Below are 24,627 nucleotides of genomic sequence, written 5' to 3'. Positions count from 1 at the left end.
CCTATGGGGTATACGTTGGCGCAGACACGACCTGATCGGAGATCTTCATGGCAGACAAGGTGCTGGGTGCCCTAGGTCATGCTCTGGCCCTGACGGGCTCGATGACATGGGAAATCCTCTGGGCGCTGATCCTGGGCTTCGCCCTCTCCGCGGTGGTGCAGGCGGTGGTGCGTCGCTCCACCATCGTGGGACTGTTGGGCGATGACCGGCCCCAGACCTTGGCGGTCGCGGCCGGACTCGGTGCGGCGTCGTCGTCATGCTCGTACGCCGCGGTGGCGCTGGCCAGGTCACTGTTCCGCAAGGGCGCGAACTTCACCGCCGCCATGGCGTTCGAGATCGGCTCGACCAATCTGGTCGTGGAACTGGGCATCATCCTGGCGCTGTTGATGGGATGGCAATTCACCGCGGCCGAGTTCGTGGGCGGTCCGCTGATGATCATCGTCCTGGCGTTGCTGTTCCGGTTCTTCGTGCGACAGCGGCTGATCGACGCCGCTCGTGAGCAGGCCGAGAAGGGACTCGCCGGATCGATGGAGGGCCATGCGGCCATGGATATGTCGATCCAGGGCGACGGCTCGTTCTGGCGCCGGCTGGTCTCCGGGCCGGGGCTCACCTCGGTGTCACACGTGTTCGTGATGGAGTGGCTGGCGATCTTGCGTGACCTTGTCATCGGGCTGTTCATTGCGGGCGCGATCGCGGCTTGGGTGCCCGAGACCTTCTGGCAGGAATTCTTTTTGACCAGTCACCCGACGTGGTCGGTGGTGTGGGGACCTATCGTCGGTCCGTTAGTGGCGATCGTCTCGTTCGTCTGCTCGATCGGCAACGTGCCGCTCGCCGCGGTGTTGTGGAATGGGGGCATCAGCTTCGGCGGGGTGATCGCGTTCATCTTCGCCGACCTGCTGATCCTGCCGATCCTCAACATCTACCGCAAGTACTACGGCGCCCGGATGATGCTAACGCTGCTCGCTACCTTCTACGCGGCGATGGTAGCGGCCGGATATCTTGTCGAATTCATCTTCGGCACAGCAGGTCTCATTCCCAGTCAGCGCAATGCCATGGTCATGTCGTCCGGGATTTCCTGGAACTACACCACTTGGCTGAACATCATCTTCCTGGTGATCGCCGCGGTGCTCGTCGCACGGTTCTTCACCTCCGGCGGGATGCCCATGCTGCGGATGATGGGCGGCTCGCCCGATGCCGAACACCACCATGGTGGGCACGCAGCCGGTTGCCACTGACTTTGTCAGCCTCACGCGCCACATTGGCAACGTGAGGAAGTTGGCACTGGACCGTGGAATGCGATATCACGGTAGATATCAACGGTTTCGGCCGCCGGTGCCGCTGCGCCGTCCGTTCGCTGTCCGCGAAATATTCTGTGTCGCTTGGTCTTATCTGCTTCCGGCAGAACAGACTTGTCGGTGGTCCTTCCTAGCATTGCGGGTATGGCATCTCGTACTCGTGAGGAGATCGCAGAGGTCTTCGTCGCACTCGATTCCGGGGTAGATCGCCCGTGCGACTTGAGCTTCGAGGCGTTCACCACGCCAGCGTGGATGCGCGGGATGGAGCGACGGGAGACGGTCGTCCGCCGGCTGCGCACACCCCAGCACACGCTGATCAACCACCTGCGCGCCTACGCATCCGAAGAAGAACTCACCCTGACCGGAGAACCGCTGCCGCCGCCCAACGCGAGGGCCTGGTCGGCGACGCCCACTTCATGGTCATCCGCACCTTCATCGCCCACCCTCGCCATCGGCACCTGGGAAGCCGAGAAAAAGAGCTGGCCGGCAAAGCCCGCGACTTCCGCCCCGACCAAGTCGCCAGCTAGGCCCGCGAACTCATGGCCACGCTGCACCCCGACGGCCACTACACCGACGGCGAACGCGCCCGCGACGCGGCTGCACCCGCCCCGGCCTACCACTGCCAGGTCCACCACATCTCCTACTGGGCCACCACCCATTGCACCGACATCCACGACCTCACCCTCGCGCGCGGCCCCCACAACCGCCTCGCCGGAAAAGCCCGGACCACCCGTAAGACGCCCGCGGCAACACCGAATGGCGGCCACCGGACCCCAATGGACTACGGCCAACCCCGCACCAACACCGTCCATCGCCCCGAGAAACTGCTCGGCCCCGACGACGAAGACGAGCCATAGCTGCCACGACTCCCCACCGGCGGCGGTATCCTGACCTGCGGAATTCGAGGGGAAAGGGACCGGGTGTCAACACCGAACGAACCCGCCGACATTGGACGGTTGTTGCTGCGCTGCGACGACCGGCCAGGGATCATCGCCGCGGTGAGCACGTTTCTCACCCAGGCCGGGGCCAACATCATCTCGCTCGACCAGCATTCCACCGCACCTGAAGGGGGAACCTTCCTGCAGCGGGCCATCTTTCACCTACCGGGACTGACGGCTGCGATCGACGGACTGGAGCGCGATTTCGCTGAGACCGTGGCCGGAAAGTTCGGGATCGACTACCGGTTCACCGAGGCCGCCCGGCCCAAGCGGGTGGCCATCATGGCATCGAAGGACGACCACTGCCTGCTGGACCTGTTGTGGCGCAACCGGCGTGGCGAACTGCAGATGTCCATCGCCATGGTGATCGCCAACCACCCCGACCTGGCCGAGCGTGTCCGACCCTTCGGCGTGCCGTTTTTCCATATCCCCGCGACCCGTGACACGCGCGCCGAGGCCGAGCAACGCCAGCTCCAATTACTCAGCGGCAATGTAGATCTGGTGGTGCTGGCGCGCTACATGCAGATCCTGACCGGGGAGTTCCTGTCCGCACTCGGCTGTCCGCTGATCAACATCCACCACTCGTTCCTGCCCGCGTTCATCGGCGCGGCGCCCTACAAGCGGGCCCGTGAGCGCGGCGTCAAACTCGTCGGAGCTACCGCACACTACGTCACCGAGACCCTGGACGAGGGGCCGATCATCGAGCAGGACGTGGTGCGGGTCAGCCATACCGACACCGTCGAAGACCTGGTGCGGGTCGGTGCCGACGTGGAACGCGCGGTTCTGTCGCGCGCGGTGTTGTGGCACTGTCAGGACCGCGTCATCGTGCACAACAACCAGACCATCGTTTTCTGACCTGGTTTTTGCTACGCCCTGGTGGTGTCCACCGCCGTGTTGCCGAATCGTCTCCCTAGGGCCGCCCACACATCGGCATACTGTCCCGGCGAGTTACGGTACGCCGCTTGTCGTTTGATGAACTGGCGCGCCAACGGTACGACGACGCGTCTCGGATAACGCTGCCAGCCGGTCTGCACCCGCATCTCCGACAGCATGTCGGGCCACGAATGCCGCTGAAAATTCAAAACCCGCTGCGCCTCGCTGACATCCATCCAGTCGGCGCTGGGATACCAACCGTCGTCGCTGTTCGGGTCACCCGGCCGCCCCCGCGGCATCACCCCGGCCATGCCCTGAGCGGCCGTCATCGCCGACGCGATATCACCCTGCCGCAGCAGGTGCGAATCGTCACCACCAATCAGCAAAATCTCGCCGACCACATCCAGGTGCGCTGCGGCCGCGAATGCCACCGCCACATCGCGGGTGTCCACGGAATGCACCCGACCATCAGAAGGCAGCGCACTGCTGAAGTACACGATGTCCCGCGTGACGGGCATGGCCCTGGGGTCGATGCTCAGCACACCGCCGAGCCGCAGCACCACCCAGTCCAGATTCGAGGACCGCACGAGTTCCTCGGCTTCCAACTTGTGTCCGCCGTAGAGTTCGCAGGGCCGCATTGGAGTCTCGACGCCGATCAACTCGGGATGTCGATAGGGATTACGGAAGCCATACACCGCGGTACTGGAGGCATGCAGGAACCGGGGCGGCTTCGGTTGGTCCTCGGCGGCATGCACCAGAGCCGCGGTCGCGCCCACATTCAGTTTGCGGGCGAACACCGCATCGCGGTACACCAACGGCGGGATCACCGCCGCGAGATGGACGATCACCTCGGGTGACACCTCCCCCACCACGGCTCGCACCTGTGCGGGATCGGTCAGATCGGTCCACCGGATCTCCACCCGTGGCGGGAGCTCCTCGAAGGCGTTACGATGCGCCGTGGCGATCACCCGCCACCCGTCGGCGGCCAACCGGCGCACCGTCTCGGTCCCCACCAGACCGAAAGCACCGGTGACCAGCACGGTTCCCGACATGGCAGTCCTCGATCCCCGTCAAGCAACTCTGTGCAGGACGGTAACTCAATCGATTACCGGAGCGCTATGCCGTTCGGGAGCGGATGGCAGAATCGGGTCGTGCGGGGCTACGACATCATCGGCGACATCCACGGCTGCGCTTCGGCCCTGCGGACGCTGTTGACTGAGCTCGGATACCAGCGGGAAAGCGGCGCGTTCGCGCATCCCGAACGGCAGGCCATCTTCGTCGGCGATCTGGTCGACCGCGGCAGTGAGCAGCTGCGTGTCCTCGAGATCGTCAAGGGCATGGTCGACGTCGGCAGCGCCCAAATCGTTATGGGCAACCACGAATTCAACGCAATCGGATATGCGACCGAACATCCGCCCGGCAGCGGGCGCCACCTACGGGAACACAGCGACAAAAACAACCGGCAGCATCGGCAATTCCTCGATCAGCTCACCGCCGACCAGCGGGCCTACTACGCGCAATGGTTCATGACGCTACCGCTGTGGCTGGACCTGGGCGCGGTGCGGGTGGTGCATGCCTGCTGGCATGAGGCTTCAATGAAAATGGTTGAGCGGCAGCTAGGTTCGAATCGGTTCGGCAACGTGGACCAGATCGTGGCAGCTTCCGCCAGGGGAAGCGAGCTCTACCAAGCCATCGAGGTGTTGCTCAAGGGGCCCGAAATCAGCCTGACGGCCCGTCGGATACCGCCATTCCGGGACAAGGACGATCACCTGCGCGGCGCCGCCCGAATCCGCTGGTGGGACGACGAGGCCACGACGCTGCGCCAAATCGCGGAAATAGCGGACACTTTCACGGCCGCGGACGGCACGCCTTACCCGAGATTGCCGGATGTCGAGGTCACGCCGGCCGAGCGTTCGTACACCTACACCCAGCGCATTCCGGTGTTGTACGGCCATTACTGGCGCAAGGGCACCCCGCAGTACGCACGAGACTGGACGAACCATTGCGCCTGCGTGGACTTCAGTGCGGCAAAGGGCGGGAAGTTGACCGCCTATCGGTGGTCCGGCGAAAGCACGATCCAAGCCGAAAACTACTGGCAATCCGGCTAACCGTCGCGGCAGGCCACCCGTTCACGCATGCGGCGGTTGACGGGTTCGGGCAGCAACTCGGTGACGTCACCGCCGAGCATCGCGACTTCTTTCGCCAGCGATGACGAGACGAACGAGTACCGCGGAGCGGTCGCGACGAAGAACGTGTCGACCCCTGCCACATGCTTGTTCATCTGCGCCATCTGCAGTTCGTATTCGAAATCGGTGCCGGTGCGCAGGCCCTTCACGATCGCGTTCATGCCCTGAGACCGGACGAAGTCCACCACCAAGCCCTGGCCGGATTCCACCCGCAGGTTCGGCAGATGCGTCGTCGACTCCTCGATCATCGCGATGCGCTCATCAAGGTCGAACATGCCCTTCTTGGCCGGGTTGATCAGGATCGCGACCACGACCTCGTCGAACTGGGCCGCGGCGCGCTCGAAGACGTCGATGTGGCCCAAGGTGACGGGGTCGAAGGACCCCGGGCATACCGCGCCGCTCATAACCGATGACGCTAGCAGGGCGAGTCACCCACGCTCGGCCAGCTCCAGACGAGTGTCGCCGTAAACCCTCTCCGGCCACACCGACCAGCCCTGCGGCCAGGCCAACGGGGTACTGGCGACACCGCGCTCCACCACCGCCACGGTCCCGTCCCCCACCCAGCCGTGGACCTGCAACGCGGCCAAAACCGTGTTCAGCTCACCGGTTTGGGTCTCGTACGGCGGATCGGCGAGTACCAGGTCGACCGGCGCCGATGCCCCGGCCGCCAACACCGCCGCCACCGCACCTCTGCGCACCACCGCACCGGACAATCCCACGGCGGACACGTTGCGCGCCAACACGGCCGCGGTGCGCTGGTCGGATTCGACGAACAGCACGGACGCGGCACCGCGCGAGAGCGCCTCGAGCCCGAGCGCACCGGAGCCCGCATAGAGATCGAGCACCGTGGAGCCGCTCAGATCCAGTCGCGCCGTCAGGATATTGAACAGCGACTCGCGCACCCGGTCGGTGGTGGGCCTGGTTCCCCGCGGCGGAACCGTGAGCCGCCGGCCCCGGGCGGCGCCACCGATGATCCTGGGCACCTGCGCCGCTCCTCCTCATCGCTTCGCTCTGCATCGTCGCCGACGCGGCACCTGCGCCGCTCCTCCTCATCGCTTCGCTCTGCATCGTCGCCGACGCGGCACCTGCGCCGCTCCTCCTCATCGCTTCGCTCTGCATCGTCGCCGACGCGGTCAGTGCAGCACCACCAGCAGGTCACCGCCTTCCACCTGAGCGGTGCTCGATACGGCGACCCGCTCCACGGTGCCGTCGGTGGGCGCCGTGATTGGGGCTTCCATCTTCATCGCCTCGATGGTGGCGATCGTCTGCCCGGCGCTCACCCGGTCGCCGTCGGACACGCTCACCGTGACCACGCCGGCGAACGGGGCCGCAACGTGATTCGGGTTGCCGCGGTCGGCCTTCTCGGCGGCCGGCACCGCGCTGGCGATGCTCCGGTCACGCACCAGCACCGGCCGCAGTTGGCCGTTGATGATGCACATGACCGTGCGCATACCCCGCTCGTCGGGTTCGGAGATCGCCTCCAGCCCGATCAGCAGCTCCACGCCGCGCTCCAACTTCACCCGGTGCTCTTCGCCCTGGCGCAGGCCGTAGAAGAACTGATTGGCCGACAACTGCGAAGTATCGCCGTAGTTCTCCCGGTGCTCCTCGAATTCCTTTGTCGGGCCGGGAAACAGCAATCTGTTCAAAGTCGCCTGGCGTTTCGGCCCGGCGGCCGACAACGCGTTCTCGTCGTCGGCGGGCAGCTTCGGGGCCGGCTTGGCCGGCGCACGACCGGCCAGCGCCTTCTCGCGCAGCGGCTCCGGCCATCCGCCCACCGGATCACCCAGCTCCCCGCGCAGAAATCCGAGCACCGAGTCCGGGATGTCGAAACGGGCCGGGTCCGCGGCGAATTCGTCGGCACCGAGTCCTGACCCCACCAACGCCAGCGCCAGATCGCCGACCACCTTCGACGAAGGCGTCACCTTGATCAGCCGGCCCAGCACCCGGTCGGCCCCCGCGTAGGCCTCTTCGATCTCCTCGAACCGGTCACCGAGCCCCAAGGCGATCGCCTGTTGGCGCAGGTTCGACAGCTGCCCGCCCGGAATCTCGTGGTGATACACCCGTCCGGTCGGGCCGGGCAATCCAGATTCGAAGGGCGCGTACACCTTTCGCAACGCCTCCCAGTACGGCTCCAGCGCGCACACGGCCGCCAGCGACAAGCCGGTGTCGTATTCGGTGTGCGCGGCCGCGGCGACGATCGAACTCAGCGCGGGCTGGCTGGTGGTGCCCGCCATCGGCGCCGCCGCTCCGTCGACCGCGTCGGCGCCGGCCTGCCAGGCCGCCACGTAACTGCCGAGCTGGCCGCCCGGCGTGTCGTGGGTGTGCACATGCACGGGCAGGTCGAACCGACTGCGCAAAGCACTGACCAGCGTGTAGGCCGCCGGTGCGCGCAGCAGTCCGGCCATGTCCTTGATTGCCAGCACATGCGCGCCGGCCGCCACGATGGCCTCGGCCAGCCGTAGGTAGTAGTCCAGCGTGTACAGCCGCTCCCCCGGATCGGACAGATCACCGGTGTAGCACATCGCGACTTCGGCTATGGCAGAGCCCGTTTCGCGCACCGCGTCGATGGCCGGGCGCATCGAGTCAAGATTGTTCAGCGCGTCGAAGATCCGGAAGATGTCGATGCCGGTAGCCGTTGCCTCCTCGATGAACGCCGAGGTGACGATCTCCGGATACGGCGTGTATCCCACCGTGTTTCGGCCCCGCAACAGCATCTGCAGACAAATGTTGGGAATCGACTCACGCAGGGCGGCCAGCCGCTCCCACGGGTCTTCCTTGAGGAACCGCAGCGCCACGTCGTAGGTCGCCCCGCCCCAGCACTCCACCGACAGCAGCTGCGGCGTAGTCCGCGCGAGATACGGTGCCACCATCAGCAATCCGCTGGTGCGCACCCGGGTCGCCAGCAACGACTGGTGCGCGTCGCGGAACGTGGTGTCGGTCACCCCGACCGCGGGCGACTCTCGTAGCCAACGCGCGAAACCTTCCGGACCGAGCTCGACCAGCCGTTGCCTGGACCCGGCCGGTGGCTGTGTGTCGCGGTCGATTTCGGGCAACTTGTCCTGTGGGTACACCTTCGACGGCCGGGTGCCGTGCGGCTTGTTGACGGTGACATCGGCAAGGTAGTTGAGGATCTTGGTGCCGCGGTCCGCCGAGGTGCGTGCGGTCAGCAGCTGCGGCCGGTCGTCGATGAACGACGTGGTGACGCGGCCGGCCTGAAAGTCCGGGTCGTCCAGAACCGCTTGCAGGAAAGGAATATTCGTCGACACCCCGCGAATGCGGAATTCCGCCATGGCCCGGCGCGCCCGGTTGACCGCGGTCTGGAAATCCCGGCCCCGACAGGTCAGCTTGACCAGCATAGAGTCGAAGTGCGCGCTGATCTCCGCACCCAGATTGGTGCTGCCGTCCAACCTGATGCCGGCACCGCCGGGCGTCCGCAGCGCGCTGATCCGCCCGGTGTCGGGACGGAAGCCGTTGGCCGGGTCCTCGGTGGTGATGCGGCACTGTAGTGCGGCACCGTGCGGCCGCACACCCTCCTGCGTCAGGCCGAGATCCTCGAGCGTCTCCCCGGAACCGATGCGCAGCTGGCTGGAGACCAGGTCGACGTCGGTGATCTCCTCGGTGACGGTGTGTTCCACCTGAATTCGCGGATTCATCTCGATGAAGACGTAGTCGCCGCTCTCGTCGAGCAGGAATTCGACGGTGCCCGCGCAGCTGTACCCGATATGGCGGGCGAAGGCGACGGCGTCCCCGCACATCTTGTCGCGCAGTTCCGCAGCCAGGTTCGGCGCCGGCGCCAGTTCGATGACTTTCTGGTGGCGGCGCTGCACGCTGCAGTCGCGCTCGTAGAGGTGGATCACGTTGCCGTGGGTGTCGGCCAGGATCTGCACCTCGATGTGGCGCGGGCGCAGCACCGCCTGTTCGAGGTATACCGTCGGGTCCCCGAACGCCGACTCTGCTTCACGGCTGGCGGCTTCGATCGCCTCGGGCAGTGCGGCGCTGTCGGTGACACGGCGCATCCCGCGTCCACCGCCACCGGCAACGGCCTTGACGAACAACGGAAAACGCATGGCACCGGCGGCCGACACCAGTTCGTCCACCGACGCCGACGGCGCCGAGGACTCCAGCACCGGCAGTCCCGCTTCCCGGGCCGCCGCGATCGCCCGCGACTTATTGCCGGTCAGCTCGAGCACTTCGGCACCCGGTCCGACGAAGGCGATGCCCGCGGCCGCACACGCCGCCGCCAAATCCGGGTTCTCCGAAAGGAATCCGTAACCGGGGTAGACGGCGTCCGCGCCGCAGCGCAGCGCCGTCTCGACAATCTCGTCCACCGACAGGTACGCCCGCACCGGGTGCCCGACTTCACCGATCTGGTAGGACTCGTCGGCCTTCAGCCGGTGCAGCGAGTTGCGGTCCTCGTAGGAATAGACGGCGACGGTGCCGACACCGAGTTCGTAGGCCGCGCGAAACGCCCGGATCGCGATCTCGCCGCGATTGGCCACCAGCACTTTGGAGATCACCCTTGACCCCTTACTCAGATGAGCGTCGACCAGTAGTACCAGAAGCGGACCAGGATCAGTAGGAAGACCGCGGTGAACCAGAAGGTGACAAGTGACCACCGCCACCCGAACAGGAACCGCAACACGCCGCGGTCGTCGAGAGTCGGACGCAGCAAGATGGACGCCGCCACTACCAACAGCGTGATGGTCATCGCCCACACCACCATGCAGTACGGGCAGAGGGCCCCGATCCGGTACAGGCTCTGGAAGATCAGCCAGTGCACGAACACCGTACCGATCGCTAGTCCGACCTCGAGGCCAGTCCAATACCACCGGGGCAACGGCACTTTCGCCACAGCCAGCACTCCGGTGACCACCACCACGGTGAACCCGGCGATGCCCAGCAGCGGATTGGGGAAGCCGAGCACTGACGCCTGCTTGGTCACCATCACCGAGCCGCACGACAAGATCGGGTTGATGTTGCAGGTCGGCACGTATGCGGCGTTGCGCAGCAGTTCGATCTTCTCCACGGTCAGCGTGATCGAGGAGAGCAGGCCGATCACCCCGCCGATCAGCACCCACCAGGCGCTCAGCCGGGGCACCGGCGGGACGGCCGATTTCAGATCGCCGGGCTCCTCGGTGGCGACATCGACTGACATGCAATTACGCCTTTGCGGCGGCCGAAGCCTCGTCCATGCCGGGGATGTTGCCGACGATCTCCCTGATCTTGGCGACCAGGGCGTCCGGGGTCGACGGGTCGTACTCGTCGCCGTTGATCCGGACCGTCGGGGTTGCGCGGATGTTGCTGGCGGCCGCCAGTCCGGTGACCTTCGAGATGTACTTGCCGCTGTTGATGCAGTCCGGCACCTTGCCCGCCGCACCCGCCTCGCGGGCGATCTCGATCAGTCGCGCATTGTCGGGAAATTTCGTTCCCGTCTCTTCCGGCTGGATGTCCTTGCTGTACAGCGCCGAGTGGAAGCGGCGGAACGCTTCGATGGACTCGTCGGCGACGCAGTAGGCCGCCGCGGCCGCACGTGAGGAATAGTTCTGGGTGCGCGGGCTGTCCAGAATCGTGACCATGGAGTAGTCCGCGGCGATCGCGCCGATGTCGATCAGCTTGGAGACGGTGGGGCCGAAGCCACGCTCGAAGTTGCCGCACGCCGGACACAGGAAGTCCTCGTAGAAGGCCACTACCGCTTTGGGCTTGCCATTGGGCTGGCCATTGTCGGTGACCAGCTTGCTCGACGTCACGCGCACCGCATTTTCCCCGCTGACCACGGACTTCTTGTGGTTGGAGTTGACGATGTAGAAGACCAGGACAACGGCGAAGATCACCACTACCGCCGTGCCGCCGATCTGGATGAGCCTGCCGAACTTGCCGTCGCCGGACCCTGATTTCAGGTCGAGTCGAGCGGGGCGCTTGGGTTTGTCGGCCACGAGATCCTCACGTTTCGTTGACTTCACCCGCCATCGGGCGCCTCTAGACTACCGACGGCACTGGTAAAGCGGGTCAGCACCGGCTCAGGTGCGCCCGCAACGCCGAAATCAGCTCGGCCGTCCCTACCGCGCTGCCACCGCCCAGCTGGAACAGATTGGCGAAACCGTGCGTCAACGAACCCATGGAGCGCAGGTCGACGTCGGTGCCGGCGGCTCGCAATGCCGCGGCGTAGTCCTGGCCCTCGTCGCGCAACGGGTCGAATCCGGCGACCGCGATCAGTGCGGGCGCCAGGCCGGACAACGAATCGGCCAGCGCCGGCGACACCCGCGGATCCCTGGTGTCGATCCCGGACCTTCGCAGGTACTGCGCCTCGAAGTAGTCCATGTCACGCTTGGTCAGCAGGAAGCCGCGCGCGAACAGGCTCATCGATCGGGTCTTGACCGAGAAGTCGGTACGCGGGTAGATCAGCCACTGCAGCATCGGGGTGGGGCCACCGCTGTCGCGGGCCAGCTGGCTCACCACGGCCGCCAGGTTGCCGCCCGCGCTGTCGCCGCCGACGGCGACCCTCCCGGGAGCCGCGCCGAGTTCGGCGGCGTGCTCGCAGGCCCACTGGAATGCGGCGAACGCATCCTCGATGGCGGCCGGGGCGGGATGCTCCGGCGCCAGCCGGTAGTCGACGGACAACACGTGCGTGCCGGCGTCGCGGCACGTCAGGCGGCACAGCGCGTCATGGGTGTCCAGGTCGCCGATCACCCATCCGCCACCGTGGTAGAAGACAAGCAACGGCGCGGAGTCACCGTTGGGCGGACGGTAGTGCCGCGCCCGGATCTCGCCGGCGGGCCCGGGGATCGAGATCTCATCCACCTCGACGTGGATCTGCGGCCCGGGAAGCTCCACCATGGTCTGGTGCATCAGGTCGCGGGAGGCCCCGGGATCGTCGTCGACCACCAGGCCGTCGATACCGACGGCGCGCATTCCCGTCAGCATCAACTGCAACGTCGGATCGAGGGTGTTGCCGTCGATGACCACCGAACGGCCCCGCGTCAACAGCCGTTTGACGACTGACGGGATCCACGGGATGACTTTGACGCCAGTGGTGGTGACGGTGTTCTGGGCGCGCGTCAACCACCCGGTCGGTACACGCGTTGCTCCGATATGGAGGTCATGCGTGCCTGGCAGACTTTTGGTCATGCGCCGCTCCCTACAAGAACTTTGGTGACGCTCAACGACTCGCCGCTTTCGGCGTACCCCGCGACCAACTGTACGTCGTGACCTGGTTGGCGAATTCGGACACTCGGCCGAGGGTTGATTAGGTGGCATATCCATCTCGGTAATATCGTGGTCCCGAGATCGGTGAGCATTCACTTCAGACAGGTAGGTGAAATTAAGTGACTGGCGAGTCGGGCGCCGCGGCGGTTCCCTCAATAACCCTCAACGACGAGAACACGATCCCAGTGCTCGGCCTTGGCACCGCTGAACTCTCGGAAGACGAGACCGAACGCGCGGTGTCGGCGGCGCTCGAGATCGGCTGCCGGCTCATCGACACCGCAGCGGTTTACGGCAACGAGGCCGCGGTGGGCCGCGCTATCGCCGCCTCGGGCATCCCGCGCGCAGAGCTTTTCGTCACCACCAAGTTGGCCACCGACCAACACGGCTTCAACCTTTCTCAGGACGCCTGCAAGGCCAGCCTCGAGCGGCTCGGGCTCGATTATGTCGACCTGTTCCTGATTCACTGGCCGGCGCCGGCGCAGGGCAAGTACGTCGATTCCTGGGGCGGGCTGATTCAGTCGCGTGGTGAGGGACATGCGCGCTCGATCGGAGTGTCGAACTTCACCGCGGAGTATCTGGAGATGGTCATCGACCTGACGTTCGTCACGCCCGCGGTCAACCAGATCGAACTGCACCCGCTGCTCAATCAGGACGAGCTGCGCAAGTCAAACGCGGGTCACCAGATCGTGACACAGGCCTACACTCCGCTGGCGCTGGGCAAGCTGGCCGACAACCCGACCGTCACCTCTGTCGCGGGCGAATACGGCAAGACGGCGTCCCAGGTGCTGTTGCGGTGGAACATTCAACTGGGCAACGCGGTCGTCTTCCGCTCGGCCAACGCCGAGCACATCGCCAGCAACCTGGACGTGTTCGACTTCGAACTGGCCACCGAGCACATGGACGCGCTGAACGGACTGAACGACGGCACCCGGCTTCGTCCGGACCCGGAAACGTACGACGGCGCCTAGGTCGGGGCCGTTGATTGTGAGATCGGCGACACCGCGCCGGGGTGTTGCGTCGGGAGATTCACGGTCGCGGCCTCAGCCGGCGGGACAGGTCGCCGCGGCGCGGCGCAGCGCGTCCCCGGACGGCTGGTCAACCAGCAGCGAATAGCCGCGCAGCACGGCGATGAACTGAACGGCGTACTGACAGGCGAAGGCGGTGTTGGGCGGCATCCACAGGGCCGGCGGCGAGTCGCCCTTGTCCTGGTTTGCCTGTCCCTGGACGGCCAGCAAGTTGGCCGGGTCGTTGGCGAAACGCACTCGCTGCGCCGGGGGCCAGAGGTTGGCGCCCATGTCCCAGGCATAGGACAGCGGCACCAGATGGTCGATCTGCACTGACTCACCCACCTTGGCGCCGCGTTGGAAGGCGATGACCGAGTTGGTGTACGGGTCGTGCAGGATCCCGGTGGCCACGGCGGTCGGGCAGCGCTTGGTGTAGACGTGCGTCACTTCGACCAGGTCGCGATTGAGGATGTCGTCGCGGGTGTCACAGCCGTTGTGGCCGCCAGGCGCGTCGTTGTCGTCGGTCCAGGCGTCCCCGAACGCCGACCGCAGATAGTCGTAGCGGTGCAGTCGCTGCGGAACGACGGCGATGCCTTCGAGTACGTCCATGCCCGGCGTCACCGTGGGAACGTCTGCGCGCGCGGCGAATTCGTCGGCATGGCGGGCCGCCGACGCTCCCAGCGTCTGATAGGCGACCACGACGGCAAGCACCGTGACGGTGGCCAGCAACCACAACGTCCTGCGGGTCATGACTTGTCCAGGTATTCGATACGATCGGCGTTGGTGAAAGGCGCCGCCATCAAAGCCAATCCGGGATTGGCAGGGTTCTCGTCGTAAGCGGACAGACAGTAGTCGCGGGCTGCCTCGATGAGGTCCAGGTGATCGGCCAGCGACAGTAGGCGCAAGGTGATGGCGCGCCCGGACTGGTTGCGGCCCAGCACATCTCCTTCCTTACGCTCCTTGAGATCCAGATCGGCGAGCGCGAAGCCGTCCATCGTCGCCGCGACGGCCTTCAACCGCTTACCGGATTGCGAGGCCTCCGAGTTCCAGGTCGCCAGCAGACACAGGCTCGGGTGCTGTCCGCGGCCGATGCGCCCCCGCAGCTGATGCAACTGGCTGATGCCGAACCGGTCGGCATCCAGTACCAGCATCACGGTGGCATTGGGGACGTCGACGCCCACCTCGATGACGGTGGTGCACACCAGCACATCAATCTGGCCGGCGCGAAACGCCGCCATGGCGGCGTCCTTCTCGTCGGCCGGCAACCGTCCGTGCATCAGCCCCAGTCGCAGGCCCGCCAGCTCTCTGGCGCGCAACTGGGCGAACGTGCCCTCGGCCGTCGCCGACGGGCGCCCTTCGCTTTTTGCGTCGGCCTCGCTCTCGTCGATCCGCGGTGTCACCACGTAGGCCTGACGGCCGGCGGCGACCTCCTCCCTGATCCGCTCCCAGGCCCGCGTGAGCCAGGTCGGCTTGTCCTTGACGAAGATCACGCTGCTGGTGATCGGCTGGCGTCCCCGTGGCAGTTCGCGCAGGGTGGACGTCTCCAGGTCGCCGTAGACGGTCAGGGCGACGGTGCGCGGTATCGGTGTCGCGGTCATCACCAGTAGGTGCGGGGTGATGCCGGCCGGAGCCTTGGCGCGCAACTGATCTCGCTGCTCGACGCCGAAGCGGTGTTGCTCGTCGACCACCACCAGGCCCAGTCGGTGAAACTCCACCGCTTCCTGCAGCAGCGCGTGGGTGCCGATCACGATGCCGGCCTCACCGCTCGCGATCTCGGCGCGGACCTTCTTCTTCTGCCCGGCCGTCATCGACCCGGTGAGCAGCGCCACCCGGGTGGCTTGCCAGCCTGGACCGTCCTGCCCGCCCAACTGACCGCCCATCGCCAACGGGCCCAACACGTTGGTGATCGACAGAAGATGTTGTGCGGCAAGCACTTCCGTCGGCGCGAGCAAGGCGCACTGATAGCCGGCGTCGACCATCTGCATCATCGCCAGCACTGACACGATCGTCTTGCCCGACCCGACCTCGCCCTGCAGCAGCCGGTTCATCGGGCGGGTCTGGGACAAGTCGTCGGACAACACCGCGAGCACCTCGCGCTGGCCGGCGGTCAGCTCGAAAGGCAGCCTCCGCATCAACTCGGCGGCCAGCCCGTCCGAACGCGGCGGCGCAGCCGGTCCCGATTCGGAAAGCTCGCCGTGCCGGCGGGCCACCAGCGCCCACTGCAGACCGACCGCCTCGTCGAAGGTCAGCCGGCGGCGGGCTTTGTCGCGCAGGGATTCCTCGTCGGAGAGGTGAATGTCGCGCAGCGCGTCGTCTTCGCAGACCAGGTCGTATCTGTGCCGCAGGTTGGCCGGCAGCGGATCATGCACCGGGTCTAGGACTGCGAGGACCTGCCGTACGCAGGCATAGATGTCCCAGGTCTGCAATTTCGCGCTGGCGGGATAGATCGGGAAGAACGGACGCTCGAACTCCTCCATCGCGACTTCACCACGTGACTTCTGGGAAGCTTCGGCGATGCTGCGCAGCGACTTGCTGCCGTGGCTTCTTCCATGCGGTGAATCCAGAATGTAGTAGTCCGGGTGGGTGAACTGCAGGGCTCCTTTGAAGTAGCCCACCTCTCCTGAGAGCATCACCTTGGTGCCCTCCGTGAGGTCCTTCATGATGTATTCCGCGTTGAAGAACGTCGCCGTCACCTTGCCGCGGCCGGATCCGACGGTGATCCGGAGAAATTTCCGCTGTTTCTGGTTCGGCGACCGCTTCTTCATCCAGCCGGGCGACGCGGCCGTGATCACGTCGACGATGGTGACGTGCTCGCCTTCCTCGGGGCGCTCGTCCTCGATGCCTCGGGTGGCGTTGCGCGCGACGTAGCTTCGCGGGTAGTGCCGCAGCAGGTCGCCCACGGTTTTGATGCCGAACACCTCGTCCAGCGGGTCGGCGGATTTCGCACCGATCACCAGATCGAGCCGATCCCCCAGCCCGACCACTACTCGACCCCGATCAACAGCACGTCGCCGCGATGCCCCGTGCGATAGATCAGCAACTCGCTGCCGGGATGCCGGTCGTGCATGTGCCGCTCCAGGACCTTGCCCACCGCTTCGATCTCGGGGTCGGCGAGTTCGCAGCCGGTCAGCACCGTCACCAGGTCGCCGCCCGAGGCCAACAGCAGATCCAGTAGACCCATGGCCGCCGAGTTGACGTCGTCGGCCACGATCAGCACCTCGTCGCCGGCGATGCCCAGGCCGTCGCCCGGCTTGCAGGTGCCGGCCCAGGTCAACGCGTTCTCGGTGGCGATGCGCACCGATCCGTGCCGCGCCGCGCCGGCGGCACGGGCCATCGAGTAGCCGTCGTCGACGGCCTGGCGCTCGGGGTCGTGGACGGCCAGGGCAGCCAGGCCCTGCACCATCGATCCGGTCGGCACGGGGACCACGTCCACGCCCCAACCGATCGCGGCGGTGCAGCCCGCCACCAGCTCCTCGGCGGCCACGTAGCCGTTGGGCAGCACCATCACCTGTGCGGCGCCGGTGTCCACCACCGCGCGAACCAGCTGGTGGGCGGTGATGTCGGCACCCGAGTCGGGCCGCAGCACGCAGGCGCCTTCGCCGGCGAACAGTTCGTCGGCGCCGTCGCCGTCGACGACGGCCAGCACCGCGCGCTCGCGGGTCCAGCTGCCCGCGGGTAGTCCGGTGGCGCCGGAACTGAGCGCCGAAACCACGATCCGGCTCAGCTGGCCGGCCGCGACACCGGCCTCGATGGCAGCGCCGGCGTCGTCAGTGTGCACGTGCACCGAATAGCTCTCCGACGGAGCCGCCGCGATCGCCACCGAATCACCGAGCTCGCCGAGCCGTTCCCGCAGTGTGTCGGCGGCGGTCGCATCGCACCCGGCCAGCAGGTACATCACCTCGAATTGAGGGGCCGGACCGCGGGTGACGGAGTCGGCGGGCCGCGACTGCGGCGACGGCTCATACAGGGACCGCGCGGGCGCGCTGCCGGTGATGGTCGACCGCAGCGAGTCCAGCATGACCAGCAGACCGCGCCCGCCGGCGTCCACCACGCCCGCGTCGGCGAGCACGTCGAGTTGCTCGGTGGTCTTTTCCAGTGCCACCACCGCCGCGTCGCCGGCATCGATGACGGCCCGGGACAGGGTGTCGCCGGCGGCCGCGGACTGATCGACCGCTACGGCGGCGGCCCGCAGCACCGAGACGATGGTGCCCCGTACCTCATCGCCTCCCATCGATGCCACCACCAGCTCGACTCCGCGCCACAACGCGGCACCGAGCGTCGCTGCGTCGATGGCAGGCAGGTGGCCGCCGGATTCGTCGGCGGCGTCGGCGGTCACCTCGGCGATGCCGAGCAGGATCTGGGACAGGATGACCCCGGAATTCCCGCGTGCACCGGTGACCGCGCCGGCTGACAGCGCGGCCGCCACCCGGGCGACGTCGCCGTCGGGCTCCGTCTCGGCTTCCGTGTCGGCTTGTGCCAGTGCGGAGCGCATTGTGAACAGCATGTTTGCGCCCGTGTCGGAATCGGCGACCGGGTACACATTGAGCCGGTTGATCTCGTCGATGTGGGTGATCAGGTCGCCGACGGCGGCATGCGCCCAGTCCCGCAGGGCCAAGCCGTCCAACGGACGCTCCGGCGTGACCAACCCGACCCCACCTCCTCAGTCCAGGCTTGTTGCGCCCCCCAGTGCGCGCCAGCGTAACCGTGCAAGAGCCTAGTCAGCCCGGGCGACAGGTGCCGTGGGGCGTTTTGGTGGTTGCCGACCGGAGTCGGTATCCTGGGACTCCCCTGGGCTATCCTGGGCTATTCCGGCTCAGTTTCGGCCGACCCTTTGACGAGGTCGCCGGCCCCCAGCAAGAGACTTGAGGAGTTTGAACCATGGCCGCTGTGTGCGAAATCTGCGGGAAAGGCCCCGGCTTCGGTAAGTCGGTGTCGCACTCCCACCGCCGCACCAGCCGCCGGTGGAACCCCAACGTCCAGACCGTGCATGCCGTGACCCGTCCCGGTGGCAACAAGCAGCGCCTCAACGTGTGCACGTCGTGCATCAAGGCGGGCAAGGTCACCCGCGGCTGAGCTCTGGCCGGCGGGCGGGCTCCACCTTGTAAATCTGCAGCGAAAGTACGGGAGCGGGCCTGCAATTCTGCAGGCCCGATGACGCGCTACTCCTCGCCCCTTGCCGTCCCGACTCGGACTCCAAGTAACGTCACCAAAAGATCTGGCGTCAACAACGGAGTACAGCCAAGGTGGTTTCACGTGAGTGACAGCGCAACAGCGATCACCAACCTGATCTACACCTACGCGCAACTCCTGGACAGCGGCGACCTCGACGGCGTCGCCCGGCTCTTCGAGCACGGCCGCATCTGCGGCGTGGAGGACGGTCCACCGGAGACGGTGTTCGCCGGCGCCGCCCGGGTGCGCCAGATGTATGACATGGCCACCCGGATCTATGACGACGGCACCCCCAAGACCAAACACAACACCACCAATGTGCAGTTGCACATCGACGACGCGGCCGGGACGGCACACAGCACCTCGTACTACTGCGTCACCCAGGCCACCCCCGAGCTGCCGCTGCAGGTGATCGTGACCGGCCACTACAAGGACACCTTTCACCGGCTCGACGGAGAGTGGTGGTTCGACAGCCGCACCATGTTCGTCGACCAGGTCGGCGACGTCAGCCAGCACTTGAAGTTCTAGTGCAGACGCCCTTCGACGCCGCGGCGATCATGGCCAAGGCGCAACGCAAGGAGTCGCTGACCGATTGGGGCGCAGACGAATTCGAACGTGCGCTGCAGGTGCTGCTGGCCGACTATGCGCGTGCTGACCTCAATATGATCGGCACGCACATCCTGCGTTCGGGAATCGTGCACAGCCTGCGGATGCGGCTACGCGCGCAGGAGTGGATCCGGCGCCACCCCGAGATCCTCGACGAACAGGTGGCCGCGCCGATCGTCGTCGTCGGGATGATGCGCAGCGGAACCACTCTGGTGCAGCGGCTGCTGGCCGCCGACCCGAGGTTCCTCTGTGCTTACGGCTGGGAGGTGGTCGAGGTTGCGCCCAGGCTCGGCGAGACCTTCACCGGTACCGACCCCCGCATCGCGATCAGCCAAGCGCGCGAGGCGAAGTCGCGCGAACTCGCACCGGACTTGTTCACCATCCACCCGATGTACGCGCGGGAGGCCGAGGAAGAGATCGTCTTCCTGGCCGACGCTTTCTTGTCGCACATACCCGAATCCGGGGCACACCTGCCGCACTACCGATCCTGGCTCGATGAGCAGGACTTCACGCCGGCCTATGACTATTTGCACCGGATGCTGCAGTTTCTGCAGTGGCAGAAAGGCCGGCGCGGGATGCGAGGCGACCGCTGGGTGCTCAAGTCCCCGGCACACCTGGGGTATCTCGATCTGCTGGCAGCCCGGTTCCCCGGATTGCACGTCGTCCATCTGCATCGCGATCCGCGAACCACGATCGCGTCGGGAGCCAGTCTGAACGCCACGCTGCACGCCATGCACGCCGACACCGTCGATCTACGCCGGGTGGGCGCCGAATGGCTGCAGCGCATGGGGTGGACGAATGACCGGGCGATGGCGGTACGGGACAACTGGGACTCGGGATGCGTCACCGACATCCAGTACGAGGACGCGGCGGCAGATCCGATCGGGCAGGTGGCCCGAGTCTATGACGCCATCGGTGTGCCGCTGACCGATCACGCCCGCGACGCGATGCGGCACTGGCTTCAGGTGCGCCCCCGCGAAGGCGCGCGCCCGCCCTATCGTCTGGCCGACTACGGGTTGCGCCCCGAGCAGGTTGACCAACGATTCGCGGAGTACACCAGGCGTTTTCGAGACAGGAGCAGCGTATGACCGACCACCCGGTCGCCACGGCATCCCAGCATGAACAGGAACTGGCCGCCGTGGAGTTGATCGAGCACCCCACCGTCCAGGCCGCCTACCGCGACGTCGCCCAGACCTGGCTGGGCCGCGCGAAGGCCTCCGAGGCGATGCGTGAGCGGTTCGACGACGCCTTCGCCGAAGTGATGTTCTCGGCGGCGGTGTGGTCGTCCAACCAGGACACGCTGCGGCCCAAGGTCAGCTGCATCACCCGGCTGGCGCACCCGGTGGACGGCCGGCGCATCCCCGGATCCCGCTGGGGCATCGACAATCCCGACAGTGTGTACCGGGTGATACCGATCTCGGGCGACGAACGCTACGAGATCCGCGGCCGAGTCGGCCAGCACCGGATGACCGAGAACTACTTCACCCTGTGGGACGCGCACATGGGCACCGTCGACGTGCTCAACGGCCGCACCATGGCGGTCGACTCCGACGGCAGCTTCACCATCACCGTCGACGCCGATCCGGCCAACGGCCGGCCCAACCACGTGCAGAGCACCCCGCAGGCACACGAGTTCTACATCCGTGACGTACTGCTCGACTGGGGGTGCGACGACCCCAATCACTTTGAGATACAACGGCTCGGCGGCCCCCCGTCGACGCCGGCCCGCACGCTCGACGAGCAGGCTGAGGCGACCGCGTCGATGATGGCGTACTTCGCCAACTTCACCGGCAAGCTCAGCCACGGCGTGTACAAGATGCCGGCCAACCAGTTCGACCTGGCCTGGTCGGCGGACACCGACGGCGCGATGCGCAACCAGTTCTACGTCATGGGCCGCGTCGACTTGGCTCCGGACGAGGCGTTCGTCGTCGACCTCAACGACGGTGGCGCCGAGTACTTCACGGTGCCGTTGAGCAACATCTGGGGCACCACGCTAGACATCGTCGACCGCACCGGCAGCCTCAACAAGGCGCAGTCGGTGGCCAACGAGGACGGGACGTACACCTACGTGATCGCCCCGGTTGATCCCGGGACGGCCAACTGGATCGACACCGAGGGGTTGCGCGAAGCCATTCTGACGTTGCGGATGGCGGAGTTCGGTGCGACGGGGCCCCGCGCGGGACTCGGCGCGCACGGGCGGGTGGTGAAGCTGGACCGGCTCGACTCCGAGGTCCCTCATTTGCCGCGGGTGAGCTCCGAGCTACGGGCCGCGGAATTGGCTCAGCGACGAACGGCATACCTGCGGCGCCTGCCGGAAGGGACGGCCTGAGATGGCGCGCTGGTTGGTGACGGGCTGCTCGACCGGGTTCGGTCGCGAGATTGCCCGCGGCGCTTTGCAAGCGGGCCACAGTGTGGTGGTGACGGCGCGACGCGTCGAGGCGGTGGTGGACCTCGCCGACGAATTCGGCACTCGCGCATTGGCGGTGGCACTCGACGTCACCGACGCCGGCCAGATCGCCGCCGCGGTCGCCGCGGCCGAACAGACCTTCGGTGGGATCGACGTGTTGGTCAACAACGCCGGACACGGTTATCTTTCGGCCGTCGAGGAAGGCGAGGACGCCGAGGTCCGGAAACTCTTCGACGTCAACTACTTCGGCGCGGTGGACATGATCAAGGCGGTGCTGCCGGCGATGCGGGCGCGGGGGTCCGGCCACATCGTCAATATCTCGTCGATGACCGGTCTGGTCGCCAACCCTCCGAATGCCTATTACTCCTCGACCAAGTTCGCGCTGGAAGCGGTGACCGAGGCCCTCGCCGCCGAAGTGCGACCGCTCGGGATCAAGGTGACCGCCATCGAGCCCGGCGCGTTCCGCACCGACTGGGCGAGCCGGTCAATGAAGGAGAGCGGCACCCCGATCGCCGACTACGTCGACGTCGCCGCACGCAAGGACCTGATCAAGCAGTTCGCCGACCACCTGCCCGGCGACCCCCGTAAGGTCGCCGAGGCGGTGCTCATGGTGACTGAACTCGACGATCCCCCATTGCGGTTACTGCTAGGCCGCGACGTGCTGAAGGCGATGCGGGACAAGATCACCGCGCTGTCGGCGTCGATCGAGGAATGGAAGGCCGTGACGAAAGACGTGAATTTCCCTGGCAATTAGCTCATTCGTCGAAGAACTTGACGTGCCGGTCGATGCCGTCGCGGCCGATGCGCAGGGAGTTGGCCGGAAAGTCCGGGTCCGGGTAGCCCACCGCCAAACCGCACAGGATGCGCATGTCGTCGGCAATGTCGAGTTGCTCGCGGACGATCTCCGGGTAGCCGGCGATCGAAACCTGAACGCAGGTGCCGAGTCCGCGAGCGGTCAAGGCCAACAGCAGATTCTGGAGGAACATCCCGACACCCATGCCGTCGACGAGATCCAGGTCTTCGTGCATGAATACGACTCCGCCGATTGGGGCGCGGAAGAATTCCCAGTTGCGCAGCACCGCTTCCTGGCGCCCGGCCGCGTCGTCGCGGGCGATGCCCATCGCACCGTAGACCTGCGCGCCCAGCTCCCGCCGCAGGTGAGCGAAGGCTGGCGGTAATTGCGGAACCCGCGGTGGTTCGGAACGGGCCTTGTCCAGCAAGGCCGCCACCAGTCTGTCCCGGGCTGCGCCGCTAGTGAAAATGACCTGCCACGGTTGCACATTCGAGTTGGACGGGGCTCGCATCGCGAGCTCGAGCGACTCTTCCACCAACTGGCGCGAGACCGGCTCGGGCAGGAACATGCGACTGGATCGGCGTTGGCGAATGGTCTCCTCGAGGTCGTACACGTCCTTCATCCTGACAGGGCTGTCAGTCTCGGACGATCAGGACGGTCTTTCCGGCTTTGCGGCCCGGTTGCCGACCGCTCTCGAACGCTTCCCGGCCCTGGGCGAGCGGAAACGTCCGGGCGATCGCCACGTGCAGTCGGCCGCCGGCGACGCGTTGAACAAGATCGGTGAGTTGGTTTCGGTTGGCGGTGACAATGAAGAACGTTGCGGTGATGCCATATTCGTCGGCCTTGCCCGGCGGCGGTGGCGCGCTCAGCGTCACCAGGCGGCCACCCCGGCGCAGCACGCCGAAGGACTGGTCCAGGGTCTGGCCACCGACAGTGTCGACCACGACGTCGTACACAGCTCCGTCCAATGTGTCTGAGCGCGTGTCGATCACGTGCCGGGCCCCGAATCCTCGGACTAGTTCAGCGGTGTCGCTGCGCACGGTGGCGGTGACCTCGGCACCCAGCTGCGCCGCAAGTTGGACCGTCAGCGCACCCACTCCCCCGGCCCCGCCATGCACCAGTACCGCCTCACCCGGGCGCACAGCGGCGTGGTCGACCAGGGCCTGCTGGGCGGTCAACCCGGCCAGCGGCAGCGCCGCGGCCACCGGGTGTGACACGGTCGACGGCTTGGCGGCCAGGTCGGACGCCGGCATTGCGACGAATTCCGCTGCGGCGCCGTCGCGATCGAAGCCGACAAGTCCATACACCTCGTCACCGGGTTGTAAATCCGTTACGCCGGAACCGGTTTCGGTGACGACGCCGGACATCTCGTGCGACACGATTGTCGGTGTGCGATCGACGCCGTCACGGGTCCAGGTCTCTTCCCAGGTCAATTCGTCGAAGGTGATGGCCGCGGCGTGCACTGCGACCAGCACCTCGCCGGGCGCTGGAATCGGAACCGGGGCGGACTCGACGGCCAACACTTCGGGGCCGCCGCGACGGTGTGCTCGCAAAGCCGTCATCTCGGCCATGGCAATCACCCCCGGACAGAAGCGCAAGGCAAGGCGGCCCCTCCTCGCCCGAGCTAATACAGCGCGCGGACCGTCCCCGGGCAGTGGCGTCGCCCACTGAATCCGATCTGAGGGGAGGCCGACAATTCGTGCCGATTTGTACTCTACGCGCTTGTTAAAGTCTTGATCTGGGCATCGGGTCGTGGACAGGGGGAAGTCGTGACGATTTTGCGGGTGGAGATGGACCGCCTCGCCGGGTTGGCACAGGCGTTGTACGGCCTGGCAGACGAGGCTGGCGAGCTCAGTACGGCAAAGTCGGTGTCGAATCCGCTGGCGCTCGCAACCGCAGCTCAGCGCGGGTTGACCAGCATGGGTAAAGACGTACCCACGGCGGTGACCGAGGCGCTGAGCATCGACCACGACCTGGTGGCGGGAGAAATGATTCCCGCGGTCAAAGAAAGGCTGCACGAGACCGGGCGAGTTCTGGCGGACACGGCCAACAAGTTCCGTGACGCCGACGAGGTGAAGGTCAGTGTCGGCACGGCGATGAGCGCGTACACCAACGCCACCGGAGACTGGAACGTACCTGGGTGACGCTTTCCC

General features: G+C 66.4%; 23 protein-coding genes. 11 read left to right on the top strand and 12 right to left on the bottom strand.

The window, feature by feature from the left end; genetic code table 11:
* Positions 1–47: 47 nt before the first annotated feature.
* The 3 genes from JX552_RS10025 to purU all read left to right on the top strand — a co-directional run bounded on the left by JX552_RS10025 (position 48) and on the right by purU (position 3,088).
* Positions 48–1,235: a permease gene (locus tag JX552_RS10025; RefSeq protein ID WP_205877181.1), complete on the top strand. Its 1,188-nt coding sequence runs from the start codon at positions 48–50 to the stop codon at positions 1,233–1,235.
* 599 nt (positions 1,236–1,834) lie between these two features.
* Positions 1,835–2,152, top strand: a complete 318-nt coding sequence (locus JX552_RS33680; protein WP_205877180.1) for a hypothetical protein — start codon at positions 1,835–1,837, stop codon at positions 2,150–2,152.
* Between the two features lie 63 nt (positions 2,153–2,215).
* A complete protein-coding gene (purU, locus tag JX552_RS10015; protein WP_241010994.1) occupies positions 2,216–3,088 on the top strand; it encodes a formyltetrahydrofolate deformylase in 873 nt (290 codons plus the stop codon).
* Between the two features lie 11 nt (positions 3,089–3,099).
* On the opposite strand, the gene JX552_RS10010 is transcribed toward purU, so the two are convergent.
* Positions 3,100–4,158, bottom strand: a complete 1,059-nt coding sequence (locus JX552_RS10010; protein ID WP_205877179.1) for an NAD-dependent epimerase/dehydratase family protein — start codon at positions 4,156–4,158, stop codon at positions 3,100–3,102.
* A 99-nt stretch (positions 4,159–4,257) separates the two neighbouring features.
* On the opposite strand from JX552_RS10010, the gene JX552_RS10005 reads away from it, so the two are divergent.
* Positions 4,258–5,214, top strand: a complete 957-nt coding sequence (locus JX552_RS10005; protein ID WP_346779301.1) for a metallophosphoesterase — start codon at positions 4,258–4,260, stop codon at positions 5,212–5,214.
* On the opposite strand, the gene coaD is transcribed toward JX552_RS10005, so the two are convergent.
* The 6 genes from coaD to JX552_RS09975 form a co-directional block, all read right to left on the bottom strand.
* The gene (gene coaD, locus JX552_RS10000) at positions 5,211–5,696 is read right to left on the bottom strand and encodes a pantetheine-phosphate adenylyltransferase (protein ID WP_205877177.1); all 486 of its coding nucleotides are present in this window, start codon (positions 5,694–5,696) and stop codon (positions 5,211–5,213) included. The genes JX552_RS10005 and coaD overlap by 4 nt on opposite strands.
* A 24-nt stretch (positions 5,697–5,720) precedes the next feature.
* Positions 5,721–6,275, bottom strand: a complete 555-nt coding sequence (rsmD, locus tag JX552_RS09995) for a 16S rRNA (guanine(966)-N(2))-methyltransferase RsmD (RefSeq protein ID WP_205877176.1) — start codon at positions 6,273–6,275, stop codon at positions 5,721–5,723.
* A 150-nt stretch (positions 6,276–6,425) separates the two neighbouring features.
* Positions 6,426–9,809, bottom strand: a complete 3,384-nt coding sequence (locus JX552_RS09990; RefSeq protein ID WP_205877175.1) for a pyruvate carboxylase — start codon at positions 9,807–9,809, stop codon at positions 6,426–6,428.
* Positions 9,810–9,823: 14 nt separating this feature from the next.
* Positions 9,824–10,447 carry a vitamin K epoxide reductase family protein gene (locus JX552_RS09985; protein ID WP_205877174.1) on the bottom strand — a complete coding sequence of 208 codons (624 nt, stop codon included), beginning with the start codon at positions 10,445–10,447 and terminating at the stop codon, positions 9,824–9,826.
* 4 nt (positions 10,448–10,451) lie between these two features.
* Entirely contained in the window at positions 10,452–11,225 is a 774-nt protein-coding gene (locus tag JX552_RS09980; protein ID WP_205877173.1) for a DsbA family protein, read from the bottom strand.
* Positions 11,226–11,298: 73 nt separating this feature from the next.
* Positions 11,299–12,417: an alpha/beta hydrolase gene (locus tag JX552_RS09975; protein ID WP_205877172.1), complete on the bottom strand. Its 1,119-nt coding sequence runs from the start codon at positions 12,415–12,417 to the stop codon at positions 11,299–11,301.
* Positions 12,418–12,614: 197 nt separating this feature from the next.
* Between JX552_RS09975 and JX552_RS09970 the strand changes: the two genes are divergently transcribed.
* Positions 12,615–13,463, top strand: a complete 849-nt coding sequence (locus tag JX552_RS09970) for an aldo/keto reductase (protein ID WP_205877171.1) — start codon at positions 12,615–12,617, stop codon at positions 13,461–13,463.
* 72 nt (positions 13,464–13,535) lie between these two features.
* On the opposite strand, the gene JX552_RS09965 is transcribed toward JX552_RS09970, so the two are convergent.
* From JX552_RS09965 to JX552_RS09955, 3 genes are read right to left on the bottom strand one after another with little or no spacing between them, the layout of a single operon-like run.
* Positions 13,536–14,249, bottom strand: a complete 714-nt coding sequence (locus JX552_RS09965) for an HNH endonuclease family protein (protein ID WP_205877170.1) — start codon at positions 14,247–14,249, stop codon at positions 13,536–13,538.
* Positions 14,246–16,483: an ATP-dependent DNA helicase RecG gene (gene recG, locus JX552_RS09960; RefSeq protein ID WP_205877169.1), complete on the bottom strand. Its 2,238-nt coding sequence runs from the start codon at positions 16,481–16,483 to the stop codon at positions 14,246–14,248. The genes JX552_RS09965 and recG overlap by 4 nt, the downstream gene beginning before the upstream one ends.
* Positions 16,483–18,144, bottom strand: coding sequence for a DAK2 domain-containing protein (locus JX552_RS09955; RefSeq protein WP_205877168.1), 1,662 nt, complete (start codon positions 18,142–18,144; stop codon positions 16,483–16,485). Before JX552_RS09955 ends, recG begins: the two co-directional genes overlap by 1 nt.
* Positions 18,145–18,377: 233 nt before the next feature.
* On the opposite strand from JX552_RS09955, the gene rpmB reads away from it, so the two are divergent.
* From rpmB to JX552_RS09930, 5 genes are all read left to right on the top strand, one after another.
* Positions 18,378–18,572 (top strand): 50S ribosomal protein L28, encoded by a 195-nt coding sequence (gene rpmB / locus JX552_RS09950; RefSeq protein WP_205877167.1) that lies wholly within the window; start codon positions 18,378–18,380, stop codon positions 18,570–18,572.
* A 180-nt stretch (positions 18,573–18,752) separates the two neighbouring features.
* Complete coding sequence (locus JX552_RS09945) at positions 18,753–19,196, top strand: nuclear transport factor 2 family protein (protein ID WP_205877166.1); 444 nt, start codon at positions 18,753–18,755, stop codon at positions 19,194–19,196.
* A gap of 29 nt (positions 19,197–19,225) precedes the next feature.
* Complete coding sequence (locus tag JX552_RS09940) at positions 19,226–20,362, top strand: sulfotransferase family protein (RefSeq protein WP_431195975.1); 1,137 nt, start codon at positions 19,226–19,228, stop codon at positions 20,360–20,362.
* A complete protein-coding gene (locus tag JX552_RS09935) occupies positions 20,359–21,603 on the top strand; it encodes a DUF1214 domain-containing protein (protein WP_205877164.1) in 1,245 nt (414 codons plus the stop codon). Before JX552_RS09940 ends, JX552_RS09935 begins: the two co-directional genes overlap by 4 nt.
* Before the next feature lies 1 nt (position 21,604).
* Positions 21,605–22,435: an oxidoreductase gene (locus JX552_RS09930; protein ID WP_205877163.1), complete on the top strand. Its 831-nt coding sequence runs from the start codon at positions 21,605–21,607 to the stop codon at positions 22,433–22,435.
* Position 22,436: 1 nt separating this feature from the next.
* Here the strand turns inward: JX552_RS09930 and JX552_RS09925 are convergent, their stop codons facing one another.
* Together JX552_RS09925 and JX552_RS09920 are read right to left on the bottom strand one after the other, a co-directional pair.
* Complete coding sequence (locus JX552_RS09925) at positions 22,437–23,096, bottom strand: nitroreductase (RefSeq protein ID WP_205877162.1); 660 nt, start codon at positions 23,094–23,096, stop codon at positions 22,437–22,439.
* A gap of 13 nt (positions 23,097–23,109) precedes the next feature.
* On the bottom strand, positions 23,110–24,036 hold the full coding sequence (locus JX552_RS09920; protein ID WP_205878351.1) for an NADP-dependent oxidoreductase: 927 nt from the start codon (positions 24,034–24,036) through the stop codon (positions 23,110–23,112).
* 207 nt (positions 24,037–24,243) lie between these two features.
* On the opposite strand from JX552_RS09920, the gene JX552_RS09915 reads away from it, so the two are divergent.
* Positions 24,244–24,618 (top strand): hypothetical protein, encoded by a 375-nt coding sequence (locus tag JX552_RS09915; protein WP_205877161.1) that lies wholly within the window; start codon positions 24,244–24,246, stop codon positions 24,616–24,618.
* Positions 24,619–24,627: the final 9 nt, after the last annotated feature.

It is taken from the genome of Mycobacterium gordonae (assembly GCF_017086405.1).
GTDB lineage: Bacteria > Actinomycetota > Actinomycetes > Mycobacteriales > Mycobacteriaceae > Mycobacterium > Mycobacterium gordonae_D.
This window is presented reverse-complemented; position numbering and strand designations above follow the sequence as displayed.

Excerpts from the sequence above, each read along its gene's own strand:
- JX552_RS10025 (WP_205877181.1), top strand. The coding sequence starts at position 48 with ATGGCAGACAAGGTGCTGGGTGCCCTAGGTCATGCTCTGGCCCTGACG.
- JX552_RS33680 (WP_205877180.1), top strand. The coding sequence starts at position 1,835 with ATGGCCACGCTGCACCCCGACGGCCACTACACCGACGGCGAACGCGCC.
- JX552_RS10010 (WP_205877179.1), bottom strand. The coding sequence starts at position 4,158 with ATGTCGGGAACCGTGCTGGTCACCGGTGCTTTCGGTCTGGTGGGGACC.
- coaD (WP_205877177.1), bottom strand. The coding sequence starts at position 5,696 with ATGAGCGGCGCGGTATGCCCGGGGTCCTTCGACCCCGTCACCTTGGGC.
- JX552_RS09985 (WP_205877174.1), bottom strand. The coding sequence starts at position 10,447 with ATGTCAGTCGATGTCGCCACCGAGGAGCCCGGCGATCTGAAATCGGCC.
- JX552_RS09975 (WP_205877172.1), bottom strand. The coding sequence starts at position 12,417 with ATGACCAAAAGTCTGCCAGGCACGCATGACCTCCATATCGGAGCAACG.
- JX552_RS09965 (WP_205877170.1), bottom strand. The coding sequence starts at position 14,249 with ATGACCCGCAGGACGTTGTGGTTGCTGGCCACCGTCACGGTGCTTGCC.
- rpmB (WP_205877167.1), top strand. The coding sequence starts at position 18,378 with ATGGCCGCTGTGTGCGAAATCTGCGGGAAAGGCCCCGGCTTCGGTAAG.
- JX552_RS09940 (WP_431195975.1), top strand. The coding sequence starts at position 19,226 with ATGGCCAAGGCGCAACGCAAGGAGTCGCTGACCGATTGGGGCGCAGAC.
- JX552_RS09935 (WP_205877164.1), top strand. The coding sequence starts at position 20,359 with ATGACCGACCACCCGGTCGCCACGGCATCCCAGCATGAACAGGAACTG.
- JX552_RS09930 (WP_205877163.1), top strand. The coding sequence starts at position 21,605 with ATGGCGCGCTGGTTGGTGACGGGCTGCTCGACCGGGTTCGGTCGCGAG.
- JX552_RS09925 (WP_205877162.1), bottom strand. The coding sequence starts at position 23,096 with ATGAAGGACGTGTACGACCTCGAGGAGACCATTCGCCAACGCCGATCC.
- JX552_RS09920 (WP_205878351.1), bottom strand. The coding sequence starts at position 24,036 with ATGACGGCTTTGCGAGCACACCGTCGCGGCGGCCCCGAAGTGTTGGCC.